This window comes from Rhizobium herbae, assembly GCF_017873135.1.
Classification (GTDB): Bacteria; Pseudomonadota; Alphaproteobacteria; order Rhizobiales; family Rhizobiaceae; genus Pararhizobium; species Pararhizobium herbae.
In genome coordinates, this window is sequence record NZ_JAGGJV010000003.1 from 218,436 (window position 1) to 233,841 (window position 15,406).

Here is a 15,406-nt window from a genome sequence, read left to right on the forward strand (position 1 = left end):
TCCAGTTTTTGGGCACGCATCCGGTTCTTCCGTGAGGTTCAGATGACGAATGTCACCAAAAGCCGGCCGCTCTCGCCGCACTTGCAAATCTACAAGCTCATTCCAACGATGGCGATGTCGATTGTGCACCGCATCACCGGCGGCGCACTCTACTTCGGCACGATCCTCGTCGCCTGGTGGCTGATCGCCGCTGCCAGCGGTCCGGAATATTATGACTGGGCCATGTGGGCCTTCGGCACGATCATCGGTCAGCTGATCCTGTTCGGCTATACCTGGGCGCTGGTGCATCACCTGTTCGGGGGCTTGCGCCATTTCGTCTGGGATCTGGGCTACGGTTACGAGAAGCATTTTGCGACCAAGCTTGCCATCGCCAATCTGATCGGTTCGGTTGCGGTCACGCTGCTGATCTGGATCGTCGGCTACGTGGTTCGCTGAGAGGACAAGAATTCCATGGATATGCGCACTCCCCTCGGCAAGGTTCGCGGCCTCGGTTCGGCCAAGGAAGGCACCGATCATTTCTGGCGCCAGCGGCTGACGGCGGTCGCCAACGTGCCGCTGATCATCTTCTTCGTGATCTTCCTGATCAAATATGCCGGCGCGCCCTATGCGGAGGTGATCGCCGCGCTGTCGAACCCCTTCGTCGCGGTTATCATGGGACTGGTGCTGATCTCCGGCATTATCCACATGAAGCTCGGCATGCAGGTCATCATCGAGGATTATGTCCATGGTGAAGGCGCCAAGATCGTCTTCGTCATGCTCAATACGTTTTTTGCGATCGCAGTTGGCGGGCTCTGTCTTTTCGCCATCCTGAAGATCGCGTTTGCAGGGTAATTCAAAATGGCACCCAATTCGTCGCTGAACATCAACGGCCGAGCCTACGAGTTCGTGGATCATTCCTATGACGTGATCGTCGTGGGCGCGGGAGGTGCCGGCCTGCGCGCCACGCTTGGCATGGCCGAGCAGGGCTTCAAGACCGCCTGCATCACCAAGGTCTTCCCGACGCGCTCCCACACGGTCGCAGCGCAGGGCGGTATCGCGGCATCTTTGCAGAACATGACGCCCGACTCGTGGCAGTGGCACCTCTACGATACCGTCAAGGGTTCCGACTGGCTCGGCGATGTCGATGCCATGCAGTATCTCGCCATGGAAGCGCCGAAGGCGGTCTATGAGCTGGAACATTACGGCGTACCCTTCTCGCGCAATGCCGAAGGCAAGATCTATCAGCGGCCGTTCGGCGGCCACATGCAGAATTACGGCGAAGGCCCGCCGGTGCAGCGCACCTGTGCCGCCGCCGACCGCACCGGCCACGCCATCCTGCACACGCTCTATGGCCAGTCGCTGAAGCACAATGCCGAATTCTTCATCGAGTATTTCGCGCTCGACCTCATCATGTCGGATGACGGCAGCCGCTGCACCGGCGTGGTTGCCTGGAACCTCGACGACGGCACGATCCACCGTTTCGCCGCCAAGATGGTGGTGCTGGCGACCGGCGGCTACGGCCGCGCCTATTTCTCGGCGACCTCGGCCCATACCTGCACCGGCGACGGCGGCGGCATGATCGCCCGTGCCGGGCTTCCCTTGCAGGACATGGAATTCGTCCAGTTCCACCCGACCGGCATCTACGGCGCCGGCTGTCTGATCACCGAAGGTGCGCGCGGCGAAGGCGGCTATCTCGTCAATTCCGAGGGCGAGCGCTTCATGGAGCGCTATGCGCCGTCGGCCAAGGACCTTGCCTCGCGCGACGTGGTGTCGCGCTGCATGACGCTGGAAATCCGCGAGGGCCGCGGCGTCGGCAAGAACAAGGACCATATCTTCCTGCATCTCGACCATCTCGATCCAGCCGTGCTGCACGAGCGCCTGCCCGGTATTTCCGAGAGCGCCAAGATCTTTGCCGGCGTCGACGTGACCCGCGAGCCGATCCCGGTCCTGCCGACCGTCCACTACAACATGGGCGGCATTCCGACCAACTACTGGGGCGAAGTGCTTGATGCCGACAGCGCCAATCCCGAGCGGATCATTCCCGGCCTGATGGCTGTGGGCGAAGCCGGCTGCGCCTCGGTGCACGGCGCCAACCGTCTCGGCTCCAACTCGCTGATCGACCTCGTGGTCTTCGGCCGCGCCGCCGCCATCCGCGCCGGCGAGGTGATCGACCGCAACTCTGCGATCCCGGCGATCAACGAGAAGGCGTCCGAAAAGATCATGACGCGCTTCGACAAGCTGCGTCATGCCAATGGCGGCACCCCGACGGCGATCCTGCGTGAAAAGATGCAGCGCACCATGCAGGACGACGCCGCCGTCTTCCGCACCCAGGAATCGCTGGAGAGCGGCTGCAAGCGCATGAGCGCGATCTGGTCGGAACTCGGCGATCTCAAGGTCACCGACCGCTCGATGATCTGGAATTCCGATCTGGTGGAAACGCTGGAACTGGAAAACCTGATGGCCAACGCCATCACCACGGTCGTCGGCGCCGAAGCCCGCAAGGAAAGCCGCGGCAGCCACGCCCGCGAAGACTATACCAGCGGTCCGTTCGGCGGCCGCGATGACGTCAACTGGCGCAAGCACACATTGTCCTGGGTCAACGAGGCGGGCGAGGTCAAGCTCGACTATCGTCCGGTGCATACCGAACTGCTGCAGCCGGGCATCGATCCGTACAAGATCGAGCCGAAGGCGCGGGTGTATTGATCAAATGACGAGCAGGGGCGAACAATATTTCGAACTCGCCGCGTCGGTGGAATCTCCACGTGTCGCAAAAGACGAGTTTTTTGCCTGCCCTTGCTGCAACGAATACACAATTGGCGAGGCCAGATGCTGGGAAATTTGCGACTGTGGCTGGGAAGATGATCCCGTTCAGGAAGCGAATCCAGATTTGGCCGGTGGCGCCAACAAAATAAGCTTGCTTCAGGCTCAAGAGAATTATCGTCTCACGGGCCGTGTTGAACCGATGGGGTCCAAACTCCTCGGGAAGCTGCCATAAATGGCGGCGGCGGACGCGGGATATTCCGGCACGCCGCTTCCAAGGAAGCTGGGTTTCAAACCTGGAATGACGGCGGCGTTCATCGCGTTGCCGGACAGTCTGGCGGAACTGGCTTCTTCAGTTGAATTTGCTGCCTGCGACCGGTTGCCCTCATGGGAGGCGATGCGGGCAGCGACCAAGGATTACGATGCGATCCATGCCTTCACGATCATGAGGGCGGAGATCGAAGACGAGCTTTCCGGCCTGCAGGACCGGATCGTGCCGGATGGCATGATCTGGGTCTCATGGCCGAAGAAAGCTTCGAAGGTTAAAACGGACGTGACCGAGGATGTCGTGCGCGCAGCGGCCCTCGATCTCGATCTGGTGGATGTCAAGGTGGCCGCGATCGACGCGATTTGGTCGGGGCTGAAGCTGGTCATTCGCCAAAATCGGCGCAAGGATCGGCGCAAGGAAAGAACGGACAGGTCGCATGGTTGAACTCGCTCTCCCCAAGAACTCGACGATGACCGAAGGCAAGGTCTGGCCGAAGCCGGCCGGGGCCACCAATACCCGCGAGTTCCGCATCTATCGCTGGAGCCCGGACGACGGCAAGAACCCGTCGATCGACACGTTCTATATCGATGTCGACGACTGCGGCCCGATGGTTCTCGACGCGCTGCTCTACATCAAGAACAAGATCGACCCGACGCTGACGCTCCGCCGCTCCTGCCGCGAGGGCATCTGCGGCTCCTGCGCCATGAACATCGACGGCACCAACACGCTGGCCTGCACCAAGGGCATGGACGAGGTAAAGGGCGCGGTGAAGGTCTATCCGCTGCCGCATATGCCCGTCGTCAAGGACCTGGTGCCGGATCTCACCAATTTCTACGCCCAGCACCGCTCGATCGAGCCCTGGCTGAAGACGGTTTCTCCGACGCCGGCCAAGGAATGGAAGCAGAGCCACGAGGACCGCCAGAAGCTCGACGGCCTCTACGAGTGCATTCTCTGCGCCTGCTGTTCCGCCTCCTGCCCGAGCTACTGGTGGAACGGCGACCGCTATCTCGGCCCGGCCGTGCTCTTGCAGGCCTATCGCTGGCTGATCGATAGCAGAGACGAAGCCAAGGGCGAGCGCCTCGACAACCTCGAAGACCCCTTCCGCCTCTATCGCTGCCACACGATCATGAACTGCGCCCAGACCTGTCCGAAGGGTCTGAACCCAGCCAAGGCGATCGGCGAGATCAAGAAGATGATGGTCGAGCGCCGCGTCTGATCCAAACGGAAAGTCGATGATGCTCGAAGGCTTCGCAGATGAGGCGGTGCGCGAGATTGCCGCACGCCTCGACACCGTGCGCGAAAGCGGCGTTCGCATCGGTTTTGCCATCGAAAGCGGCAGCCGCGCGTGGGGTTTTCCGTCTCCCGACAGCGATTATGACTGCCGTTTCGTCTATATCCGGCCTGTCCGCGATCATCTTGGACTGGTGCCGGTCCGTGATGTCATCGAATTCCCGATTGTCGGCGATATCGATACCGGGGGATGGGATCTGAAGAAGGCGCTGCTTCTCGCGCTCAAGGGCAATGCCGTCATCGTCGAATGGGTGAAGTCGCCCTTCGTCTACGAGGAAGAACCGGGCTTTCGCCAGAGGCTGGACACGGTTCTGGCGGCGATCATGGTTCCGGCAAAGGTTTGCGCCCATTATCACGGTCTGCTGCAGCGCTTTGGCCTGCGTGCGGCGGACGAGCCTGTCATCCTCAAGAAGCTGCTTTACGGCGTCCGGCCAGCCGTCGCCCTGGAATGGATGCGACAGCGGAACTACGCGTCGCTACCGCCAATGAACTTGCTTGAGGTTCTGGATCAGACGGATGTTCCAGGCGATGCGCGGGCAGCCATTCTGGAGCTTGTCGAGACCAAGAAGATCACCCGGGAGATGGGCGAAGGGATGCCGCCGCCGCCGCTTTTCGATTTCATGGCGCGTGTCGATGCGCGTTACCGGGATGCAGCCCCGGGAGATCACGGCCCTGTCTCCAGGCAGGCCGAGGAGATTGCCGCAGCCTATTACCGGGACGAAGTTGAACGGCAGGCGGAATAGGACGTTCGAAACGGTCGAAGAACACTCCGCTGCCGAGTGCAACCGGCATTGTCGGCCACTCAACCGTTCCAATCATGCCACAGGTCTCAAAGATTCCGCCGCATCTTGATTTTAAAGTTAGTTTTAAGCTAATTCCGCCTATATTCCCCTGGACAACGCGGTAGCAGACAAGATCGGGAGCTAAGACATGCGGACAATTCATGCGGCGGCAGGACTGGCAGTGATGCTGGCGCTGGCTGGATGTCAGAGGACGGCCATGACCGATTTCGGTGGAAACACCGTATCGCCGGCTCCGTTGCAGGCACAGCCCGTGCCGACCGTGTCGTCCGGCCAGCTTGCTGCTCCCGGCGATACCTCGCAGTTTCCGGCAGCGCCCGTCAGCGGCACGGCTGCGGTCGGCGGCGTGCAGACGCCGGCTGGCACCGACGTTGCAGCGGCCACCAATGCGCTCGATGTCACCAAGGAATCGATGGTGGGCAACTGGCGCGTCTCGAACGCCGGCAGTTCCTGCGACATGTTCCTGACGCTCACCAATCTCGGCAGCGGCTCGCGCGGCGGCACGCGTGGTTGCGCCGGCGAACTGACGGCCATGGGCTCCTGGGAAGTGGCCGGCAAGCAGGTCGTGCTGAAGGATCGCAACGGCAATCCGCTCGCCCGCCTGTTCAAGACTGCCGATGCGCGCTTTGATGGTTCGACCAATGGCGGCCAGCCGGTCAGCCTCAGCCGCTAATCATCAGCCCGGCATCAGCCGGGCTTTTTTCTTGCCGTCGTTCCCGACACCAGACCGGTCCAGCGCGTGCCAAATCCCGAAGATAGCATTTCGCGAAAACTCGAGGCCATGATTGCCGACGGCGCGCTTCGGCGCGATCCGGCCCAGCTCGGCATCGCCCGGCGCCTCGACCATCTTTCGACCGAGCTTGCCGGCAGCCGCGCCCAGCGCAAGTCGAATGCGCTCGGCTGGCTGTTTGCCTCGCGCAAGCAGGATCATCCGCCGCTGAAGGGGCTTTATCTCTACGGCGGCGTCGGCCGCGGCAAGACCATGCTGATGGACCTGTTTTTCGAAACGGTGCCGATCCAGCGCAAGCGACGGGCGCATTTCCATGAATTCATGGCCGACGTGCATGAGCGCATCTTCAAGCACCGGCAGAAGCTGAAGAACGGCGAGACGCGCCAGGCCGATCCGATGCCGCCGGTCGCCTCGGAGATCTTTGCCGAAGCGAGGCTTCTGTGCTTCGATGAGTTCTCCGTCACCGACATCGCCGATGCGATGATCCTGTCGCGGCTGTTTTCCGAGCTGTTCGCCAAGGGCTGCGTGCTGGTCGCCACCTCCAATGTCGAGCCGGTCAATCTCTATCGCGATGGTCTCAACCGCGAGCTGTTCCTGCCGTTTGTCGGCCTTTTGAAGACCTATGCCGATATCGTGCCGCTGGATGCCGGGACGGATTACCGGCTTGCCAAGATGGAGGGCCTGCCGGTCTGGCTGTCGCCGCCAGGGCCTGATGCCGATGCAGCACTCGACAATGCATGGGCGCTGGCGACATCGGGTCTGCATGCCGTGCATGCCGAAGTCGCCTTCAAGGGCCGCAAGATTCCGGTGCCGCTGGCAGCGGGAGATTGCGCCCGGTTTTCCTTTGCCGACCTGTGCCAGCGTCCGCTGGGGGCCGCCGATTATCTCGCCATTCTCTCGCATTACCGGACGATTTTCGTCGAGCATATCCCGCATCTCGGCCCCGAACGCCGCAACGAAACCAAGCGGTTCATCATGCTGGTGGATACGATCTACGATCACGGCGCCCGGCTGTTCGCCTCGGCGGCATCCGCGCCGATCGACCTTCTGACGGCGAAAAAAGGCACCGAAGGCTTCGAGTTCGATCGCACGGTTTCGCGCCTGATCGAGATGCAGAGCGCGGAATATGCTGCAAAGCATCATGCCGAATCTGCGGTTTTGTGACGGATTGACGACGCATTTTCTTACGTTTACGTAAGAATTTTATGATCTAACCGATTGAAATCGTTCCACCCAAAACTAGGTGTTGATATTTTAGATTTTGGCGTTTAATCCGTTGCGCCGAAAGGTTTGCCACAGCTCGCGTCTCAGGCGCCACGACAGGCCTTGTCAGATTTGGATCGCAAAGGAAGCACTTTCATGGCGCGCAACAAGATCGCACTTATTGGTTCTGGAATGATTGGTGGCACGCTGGCGCATCTTGCCGGCCTGAAGGAACTTGGCGACATCGTCCTGTTCGACATCGCAGACGGCATCCCGCAGGGCAAGGGCCTCGACATCGCCCAGTCCTCCCCCGTCGAAGGCTTCAACGCCAATCTGACCGGCGCCAGCGACTACTCGGCCATCGAAGGCGCCGATGTCTGCATCGTCACCGCCGGCGTTGCCCGCAAGCCCGGCATGAGCCGCGACGACCTGCTCGGCATCAACCTCAAGGTCATGGAACAGGTCGGCGCCGGCATCAAGAAATATGCCCCGAACGCCTTCGTCATCTGCATCACCAACCCGCTCGACGCGATGGTCTGGGCGCTGCAGAAGTTCTCCGGCCTGCCGAAGAACATGGTCGTCGGCATGGCCGGCGTACTCGACTCGTCGCGTTTCCGCCTGTTCCTGTCCCAGGAATTCAACGTCTCCGTCCAGGACGTGACCGCCTTCGTTCTCGGCGGTCATGGCGACACGATGGTGCCGCTCGCCCGTTACTCGACCGTCGGCGGCATTCCGCTGACCGATCTGGTCAAGATGGGCTGGGTCACCAAGGAGCGCCTCGAAGAAATCATCCAGCGCACCCGTGACGGCGGCGCCGAAATCGTCGGCCTGCTCAAGACCGGTTCGGCCTATTACGCACCGGCTGCCTCGGCGATCGAAATGGCCGAGAGCTTCCTCAAGGACAAGAAGCGCGTGCTGCCGGCCGCCGCCCATCTCTCCGGCCAGTATGGCGTGAAAGACATGTATGTGGGAGTTCCCACCATCATCGGTGCCGGCGGCATCGAGCGCATCATCGAGGTCGAGTTCAACAAGGCCGAGCAGGAAGCCTTCGAAAAGTCGGTCGCTTCGGTTGCCAGCCTTTGCGAAGCCTGCATCGCCATCGCCCCAAGCCTGAAGTAACGGGCCTGAAGTCATTCGCCCACCGGCTAAACAGGAAATCTCCCCATGAACATTCATGAATATCAGGCCAAGGCTCTGCTGAAGACCTTTGGCGCTCCGGTCGCGGAAGGTGTCGCCATCTTCTCGGCCGATGAAGCCGAAGCCGCTGCAAAGTCGCTTCCGGGTCCGCTCTACGTCGTCAAGAGCCAGATCCATGCCGGCGGCCGCGGCAAGGGCAAGTTCAAGGAACTCGGCCCGGATGCCAAGGGCGGCGTTCGCCTGGCCTTCTCGATCGACGAAGCCAAGGCGCATGCCAAGGAAATGATGGGCAACACGCTGGTCACCGCGCAGACCGGCGAAGCCGGCAAGCAGGTCAACCGCCTCTACATCGAAGACGGCGCCGACATCGCCCGCGAACTCTATTGCTCGCTGCTTGTCGACCGCTCGGTCGGCCGCGTTGCCTTCGTGGTTTCCACCGAAGGCGGCATGGACATCGAGGCTGTCGCCCATGACACGCCCGAGAAGATCCACACCATTGCCATCGATCCGGAAGCCGGCGTGACCGCTGCCGACGTTGCCGCGATCTCCAAGGCGCTGGAACTCTCCGGCGCTGCTGCCGAAGACGCCAAGTCGCTCTTCCCGCTGCTCTACAAGGCCTTCAACGAGAAGGACATGGCGCTGCTTGAGGTCAACCCGCTGATCGTCATGAAAAACGATCACCTGCGCGTTCTCGACGCCAAGATGTCGTTCGACGGCAACGCAATCTTCCGTCACGACGACGTCAAGGCGCTGCGCGACGAGACCGAGGAAGACGCCAAGGAAATCGAGGCCTCCAAGTGGGACCTCGCCTACGTGGCTCTCGACGGCAACATCGGCTGCATGGTCAACGGTGCCGGTCTCGCCATGGCGACGATGGACATCATCAAGCTCTATGGCAAGGAGCCGGCCAACTTCTGCGACGTCGGCGGCGGCGCCGGCAAGGAGAAGGTGGCCGCGGCCTTCAAGATCATCACCGCCGACCCCAAGGTCGAAGGCATCCTCGTCAACATCTTCGGCGGCATCATGAAATGTGACGTCATCGCCGAAGGCGTCGTCGCTGCCGTGCAGGAAGTCGGCCTCAAGGTTCCGCTCGTCGTCCGCCTCGAAGGCACCAATGTCGAGCTCGGCAAGAAGATCCTCAACGAATCGGGTCTCGCGATCACGGCGGCCGACGACTTGGACGACGCGGCCAAGAAGATCGTCGCGGCGATCAAGGGCTGACCGTCATGCCGCAGCTGCAGGTTCCATCATCCGCTCATCGTCGTCTCACGGCTTTTGCAGGCCGCTGGGAAGGGCAGGAGCGTGTGATGGCATCGGCCTGGGCGGCGGAAGGCACTGCGATCGCAAGCGTCGATGCCGAGAGCCTGTTCGACGGTTTCTTCGTCGAGCAGCGCTACTGCCAGACGCGTGACGGTGCGGTCAGCTTTCAGGCCCGCAACGTGTTCGGCTTCGATCCGGCCGATGAGAGCTACAAGCTCTACCAGTTCGATTCCGTCGGCTTCGCGCCGGCGGCGCCGGCATCCGGCCAGTGGCGGGGCGAGGAGCTTGCGCTCGTCAGAACCTCGCCCCGCGGCCGCCAGCGCACTGTTTATCAATTCGAGAATGAAGAGTGCTACCGCATGCGCGTCTCCTTCGCGCCCGCCGGCAGCGACATTTGGCAAGATGTGGTCAGCGGCCTCTATCGCCGCGCGCATTCCCTTTCACCCAATCACTCCTAAAGGCGTCCGCATGTCCATCCTGATCAACAAAGACACCAAGATCCTGGTTCAGGGTCTGACCGGCAAGACCGGCACCTTCCACACCGAGCAGGCGCTTGCCTATTACGGCACCCAGATGGTCGGCGGCATCCACCCGAAGAAGGGCGGAGAAACCTGGACCGGTTCGAAGGGCGAAAGCCTGCCGATCTTCGCAACTGTCGCCGAAGCCAAGGAACGCACCGGCGCCGACGCATCGGTGATCTACGTTCCGCCGGCGGGTGCTGCGGACGCGATCATCGAGGCGATCGAAGCCGAGATCCCGTTCATCACCTGCATCACCGAAGGCATTCCGGTCATGGACATGGTCCGCGTCAAGGCTCGCCTCGACCGCTCCAAGTCGCGCCTGCTTGGGCCGAACTGCCCGGGTATCCTGACGCCGGAAGAATGCAAGATCGGCATCATGCCGGGCTCGATCTTCCGCAAGGGTTCGGTCGGCATCGTGTCGCGCTCCGGCACGCTGACCTACGAAGCCGTGTTCCAGACGTCCAACGAGGGCCTCGGCCAGACGACGGCTGTCGGCATCGGCGGCGACCCGGTCAAGGGCACCGAGTTCATCGACGTCTTGGAAATGTTCCTCGCCGACGACGCCACGACGTCGATCATCATGATCGGCGAAATCGGCGGCGCGGCGGAAGAAGACGCAGCCCAGTTCCTGATCGACGAAGCTAGGAAGGGCCGCAAGAAGCCGATGGCCGGCTTCATCGCCGGTCGTACCGCGCCGAAGGGCCGTACCATGGGCCATGCGGGCGCCGTGGTTTCCGGTGGCAAGGGCGACGCGGAATCCAAGATCGCGGCCATGGAAGCGGCCGGTATCAGGGTGTCGCCGTCGCCGGCACGCCTTGGCACGACGCTGGTCGAAGTCCTCAAGGGCTGAAGCACCGATAAGTGACCGGGCCGGCCATTGCGGCCGGCCTTGTCCGCACCATTTGAAGGTTGGCCGAACATCCGGCCGATTTGATTGTTTGAAATGGCGCATTCGGCGCCGATGCACTGAACACCCGGCCGGGGCCAGCCCGGCACCCAACGAGTAGGAGGCGGACGGACAGGTCCGCGGAACACCATGGCAAGGCAAGAAGCCAACGAGCAATTCCAGCTGACATCGTTCCTGGATGGAGCGAATGCCGGTTATATCGATCAGCTCTATGCGCGATACGAAAGCGATCCGTCGTCGGTCTCCGGCGAATGGCAATCGTTCTTCAAGGCGCTGCAGGATTCCCCGGAAGACGTGATCAGGGCGGCCAAGGGCGCGTCCTGGAAGAAGCCGAACTGGCCGATCGCCGCCGGCGGCGACCTCGTCTCGGCGCTGGACGGCGACTGGGGCACGGTCGAGAAGGTCATCGAAAAGAAGGTGCAGGCCAAGGCCGAAGCTCAGGCCGCCGTTGCCGGTGTTGCCGCCAGCCCCGCCGACGTGCATCGGGCAACGCGCGACAGCGTTCGCGCCATCATGCTGATCCGCGCCTATCGCGCCCGTGGCCACCTGCATGCCAAGCTCGATCCGCTGGGTATCGCCGCGCCGGTCGAGGACTATCACGAGCTTTCCCCCTCCAACTACGGCTTCGGCCCCGAGGATCTGGATCGCAAGATCTTCCTCGACAATGTTCTCGGCCTTGAATACGCAACCCTGCGCGAGATCGTCGATCTCCTCGAGCGCACCTATTGCTCGACGCTGGGCGTCGAGTTCATGCATATCTCCGATCCGGAGATCAAGGGCTGGATCCAGGAGCGGATCGAAGGTCCCGACAAGGGCGTCGAATTCACCCCGGAAGGCAAGAAGGCCATCCTGCAGAAGCTGATCGAGGCGGAAGGCTTCGAGCAGTTCATCGACGTGCGCTACAAGGGCACCAAACGCTTCGGCCTCGATGGCGGCGAATCGCTGATCCCGGCGCTGGAGCAGATCATCAAGCGCGGCGGCCAGGAAGGCCTGAAGGAAATCATCCTCGGCATGGCCCATCGCGGCCGTCTGAACGTCCTGACCAACGTCATGGGCAAGCCGCACCGCGCCGTGTTCCACGAGTTCAAGGGCGGCTCGGCCGCTCCGGACGATGTCGAAGGTTCCGGCGACGTGAAGTACCATCTCGGTGCTTCGTCCGACCGCGAGTTCGATGGCAACAAGGTGCATCTGTCGCTGACGGCCAACCCGTCGCATCTTGAAATCGTCAACCCTGTCGTCATGGGCAAGGCCCGCGCCAAGCAGGACCAGATGGCCAAGGTTTTCGAAGGCGACGTCATTCCATTGTCCGAACGCGCCCAGGTGATGCCGCTCTTGCTGCATGGCGATGCCGCCTTTGCCGGCCAGGGCGTCACGGCTGAAATTCTCGGCCTGTCGGGCCTGCGCGGCCATCGCGTCGCCGGCACCGTGCATTTCATCATCAACAACCAGATCGGTTTCACCACCAATCCGGCCTTCTCGCGTTCGTCGCCCTATCCGTCCGACGTCGCCAAGATGATCGAGGCGCCGATCTTCCACGTCAACGGCGACGATCCGGAGGCGGTTGTCTACGCTGCCAAGATCGCCACCGAATTCCGCATGAAGTTCCACAAGCCCGTCGTCGTCGACATGTTCTGCTATCGCCGCTTCGGCCATAACGAAGGCGACGAGCCGTCGTTCACGCAGCCGAAGATGTACAAGGTCATCCGCGCCCACAAGACGGTCGTGCAGATCTATGGCGAACGACTGATCGGCGAAGGCTTGATCTCCGAAGGCGAACTGGAAAAGATGCGGGCCGACTGGCGCGCGCGTCTCGAGCAGGAGTTCGAGGCCGGGCAGTCCTACAAGCCGAACAAGGCCGACTGGCTGGACGGCGTCTGGTCGGGGCTCAGGGCTGCCGACAATCAGGACGAGCAGCGCCGCGGCAAGACCTCGGTGCCGATGAAGACGCTGAAGGACGTCGGCCGCAAGCTGTCGGAAGTGCCTGCAAGCTTCAACGCCCACAAGACCATCCAGCGCTTCATGGACGGCCGCGCCAACATGATCCAGACCGGCGAGGGCATCGACTGGGCGATGGCGGAAGCGCTCGCTTTCGGCACGCTCGCCGTCGAAGGCACCAAGATCCGCCTGTCGGGCCAGGATTGCGAACGCGGCACGTTCTCGCAGCGCCACACGGTTCTCTACGATCAGGAGACCGAGGAACGCTACATCCCGCTTGCCAACCTGTCGCCGACCCAGGCCCGTTACGAGGTCATCAACTCGATGCTCTCGGAAGAGGCCGTACTCGGCTTCGAATACGGCTATTCGCTGGCCCGCCCGAATGCGCTGACGCTCTGGGAAGCCCAGTTCGGCGATTTCGCCAACGGTGCGCAGGTCGTCTTCGACCAGTTCATCTCGTCGGGCGAACGCAAGTGGCTGCGCATGTCCGGCCTCGTCTGCCTGCTGCCGCATGGGTATGAAGGCCAGGGTCCGGAACATTCCTCGGCCCGCCTCGAGCGCTGGCTGCAGATGTGCGCCGAAGACAACATGCAGGTCGCCAACGTCACGACGCCGGCCAACTACTTCCACATCCTGCGCCGCCAGGTGAAGCGCGACTTCCGCAAGCCGCTGATCATCATGACGCCGAAGTCGCTGCTGCGCCACAAGCGCGCGGTGTCCTCGCTGTCGGAAATGGCTGGCGAGACCTCCTTCCACCGCCTGCTCTGGGACGATGCGGAGGTCATCAAGGACGGCCCGATCAAGCTGCAGAAGGACGCCAAGATCCGTCGCGTCGTGCTCTGCTCCGGCAAGGTCTATTACGATCTTCTGGAAGAGCGCGAGAAGCGCGGCATCGACGACATCTATCTGCTGCGCGTCGAGCAGCTCTATCCGTTCCCGGCCAAGGCGCTGATCAACGAGCTTTCGCGCTTCCGCCATGCGGAGATGGTCTGGTGCCAGGAAGAGCCAAAGAACATGGGCGCCTGGTCGTTCATCGACCCGTATCTCGAATGGGTGCTGGCCCATATCGACGCCAAGTACCAGCGCGTGCGCTACACCGGCCGTCCGGCCGCCGCCTCGCCGGCGACGGGCCTGATGTCCAAGCACCTCGCCCAGCTTGCCGCCTTCCTCGAAGACGCGCTCGGCGGTTGAAAATCGGGGGCTGATCCAGCCCCCGAACCTTTCCATTCATAGAAACAGACACCCGATCAACGGACGATAAAATATCATGGCCACAGAAATCCGCGTTCCCACTCTCGGCGAATCCGTCAGCGAAGCCACCGTCGGTACCTGGTTCAAGAAGGTCGGCGATACCATCAAAGCCGATGAACCCCTGCTCGAGCTCGAAACCGACAAGGTGACCATCGAAGTTCCGGCGCCCGCCGCCGGCGTTCTCTCCGAAATCGTCGCCGCCGCCGGCGAAACGGTCGGTCTCGGCGCATTGCTCGGCAACATCACCGCAGGTGCCGCCGGCGCTGCGGCTCCTGCCGCTGCCGAAAAGAAGGTCGCCGAGCCCGCCGCCGCCGCTCCGGCTGCTGCCGCCGCAACCCCCGCCGCCCCGCCGGTTGCCTCCGCCATGCCGGCAGCGCCTGCCGCCGCCAAGATGCTGGCTGAAAACAACCTGTCGGCCGAACAGGTCGATGGTTCCGGCAAGCGCGGCCAGGTGCTGAAGGGCGATGTCATCGCTGCTGTCGCCAAGGGCATTTCGACGCCTGCCGCTTCCGAGCCGGTCAAGGCCGTGTCGCGCGGTCCGTCGTCGGCCGAGGATGCGCCGCGCGAAGAGCGCGTCAAGATGACCCGCCTGCGCCAGACCATCGCCAAGCGCCTGAAGGACGCGCAGAACACGGCTGCCATGCTGACCACCTACAACGAGGTGGACATGAGCGCGGTGATGAGCCTGCGTACCAAGTACAAGGACATTTTCGAAAAGAAGCACGGCGTCAAGCTCGGCTTCATGGGCTTCTTCACCAAGGCGGTGACGCACGCGCTGAAGGAAATTCCCTCGGTCAATGCGGAGATTGACGGCACCGACATCATCTACAAGAACTTCTGCCATATCGGCATGGCCGTCGGCACCGACAAGGGTCTCGTCGTTCCGGTCATCCGCGATGCCGACCAGATGTCGATCGCCGAAGTCGAGAAGGACCTCGGCCGCCTCGCCAAGCTCGCCCGCGATGGCGCGCTCTCCATGGGCGACATGCAGGGCGGCACGTTCACGATCACCAATGGCGGCGTCTACGGTTCGCTGATGTCCTCGCCGATCCTGAACGCGCCGCAGTCGGGCATTCTCGGCATGCACAAGATCCAGGACCGTCCGGTTGTCGTCGGCGGCCAGATCGTCATCCGCCCGATGATGTATCTCGCGCTGTCCTACGACCACCGCATCGTCGACGGCAAGGAAGCGGTCACCTTCCTCGTCCGCGTCAAGGAAAGCCTCGAAGATCCGGAACGCCTGGTTCTCGATCTGTAGTCATCTCTGACGACTGGGATGGTGCGAGCCCCTCATCCGCCCTATCGGGCACCTTCTCCCCGTAAAAACGGGGAGAAGGACGAAGCGGCAAACTCCGTCATCCCCTC

15 protein-coding genes are annotated in these 15,406 nt (G+C 62.3%); all 15 read left to right on the plus strand.

Going from position 1 to position 15,406, the window contains the following annotated elements; genetic code table 11:
- The first annotated feature begins 42 nt into the window (after positions 1-42).
- The 15 genes from sdhC (at position 43) to odhB (ending at position 15,299) form a co-directional block, all read left to right on the plus strand.
- Positions 43-435: a succinate dehydrogenase, cytochrome b556 subunit gene (gene sdhC / locus J2Z75_RS09845; protein ID WP_209851250.1), complete on the plus strand. Its 393-nt coding sequence runs from the start codon at positions 43-45 to the stop codon at positions 433-435.
- Between the two features lie 15 nt (positions 436-450).
- Positions 451-831: a succinate dehydrogenase, hydrophobic membrane anchor protein gene (gene sdhD / locus J2Z75_RS09850; protein ID WP_209851253.1), complete on the plus strand. Its 381-nt coding sequence runs from the start codon at positions 451-453 to the stop codon at positions 829-831.
- Between the two features lie 6 nt (positions 832-837).
- Positions 838-2,682 (plus strand): succinate dehydrogenase flavoprotein subunit, encoded by a 1,845-nt coding sequence (gene sdhA / locus J2Z75_RS09855; RefSeq protein ID WP_209851256.1) that lies wholly within the window; start codon positions 838-840, stop codon positions 2,680-2,682.
- Positions 2,683-2,686: 4 nt separating this feature from the next.
- Positions 2,687-2,974, plus strand: coding sequence for a CPCC family cysteine-rich protein (locus tag J2Z75_RS29675; RefSeq protein WP_209851259.1), 288 nt, complete (start codon positions 2,687-2,689; stop codon positions 2,972-2,974).
- Positions 2,975-3,451, plus strand: coding sequence for a DUF3052 domain-containing protein (locus tag J2Z75_RS09865; protein WP_209851261.1), 477 nt, complete (start codon positions 2,975-2,977; stop codon positions 3,449-3,451).
- Positions 3,444-4,223 (plus strand): succinate dehydrogenase iron-sulfur subunit, encoded by a 780-nt coding sequence (locus J2Z75_RS09870; protein WP_060502745.1) that lies wholly within the window; start codon positions 3,444-3,446, stop codon positions 4,221-4,223. The genes J2Z75_RS09865 and J2Z75_RS09870 overlap by 8 nt, the downstream gene beginning before the upstream one ends.
- Before the next feature lie 16 nt (positions 4,224-4,239).
- Positions 4,240-5,040: a nucleotidyltransferase domain-containing protein gene (locus J2Z75_RS09875; RefSeq protein ID WP_209851264.1), complete on the plus strand. Its 801-nt coding sequence runs from the start codon at positions 4,240-4,242 to the stop codon at positions 5,038-5,040.
- Between the two features lie 187 nt (positions 5,041-5,227).
- Positions 5,228-5,770 carry a protease inhibitor Inh/omp19 family protein gene (locus tag J2Z75_RS09880; RefSeq protein WP_209851267.1) on the plus strand — a complete coding sequence of 181 codons (543 nt, stop codon included), beginning with the start codon at positions 5,228-5,230 and terminating at the stop codon, positions 5,768-5,770.
- A gap of 108 nt (positions 5,771-5,878) precedes the next feature.
- A complete protein-coding gene (gene zapE, locus J2Z75_RS09885; RefSeq protein WP_234937264.1) occupies positions 5,879-6,991 on the plus strand; it encodes a cell division protein ZapE in 1,113 nt (370 codons plus the stop codon).
- A 195-nt stretch (positions 6,992-7,186) separates the two neighbouring features.
- A complete protein-coding gene (mdh, locus tag J2Z75_RS09890) occupies positions 7,187-8,149 on the plus strand; it encodes a malate dehydrogenase (RefSeq protein ID WP_113550956.1) in 963 nt (320 codons plus the stop codon).
- Positions 8,150-8,194: 45 nt separating this feature from the next.
- Complete coding sequence (gene sucC, locus J2Z75_RS09895) at positions 8,195-9,388, plus strand: ADP-forming succinate--CoA ligase subunit beta (RefSeq protein ID WP_209851273.1); 1,194 nt, start codon at positions 8,195-8,197, stop codon at positions 9,386-9,388.
- A 5-nt stretch (positions 9,389-9,393) separates the two neighbouring features.
- The gene (locus tag J2Z75_RS09900; protein WP_209851278.1) at positions 9,394-9,885 is read left to right on the plus strand and encodes a DUF1579 family protein; all 492 of its coding nucleotides are present in this window, start codon (positions 9,394-9,396) and stop codon (positions 9,883-9,885) included.
- A gap of 10 nt (positions 9,886-9,895) precedes the next feature.
- A complete protein-coding gene (gene sucD / locus J2Z75_RS09905; protein ID WP_209851280.1) occupies positions 9,896-10,798 on the plus strand; it encodes a succinate--CoA ligase subunit alpha in 903 nt (300 codons plus the stop codon).
- A gap of 186 nt (positions 10,799-10,984) precedes the next feature.
- Complete coding sequence (locus J2Z75_RS09910; protein WP_209851283.1) at positions 10,985-13,981, plus strand: 2-oxoglutarate dehydrogenase E1 component; 2,997 nt, start codon at positions 10,985-10,987, stop codon at positions 13,979-13,981.
- A 76-nt stretch (positions 13,982-14,057) separates the two neighbouring features.
- Complete coding sequence (odhB, locus tag J2Z75_RS09915; RefSeq protein ID WP_209851286.1) at positions 14,058-15,299, plus strand: 2-oxoglutarate dehydrogenase complex dihydrolipoyllysine-residue succinyltransferase; 1,242 nt, start codon at positions 14,058-14,060, stop codon at positions 15,297-15,299.
- The last annotated feature ends 107 nt before the right edge of the window (positions 15,300-15,406 follow it).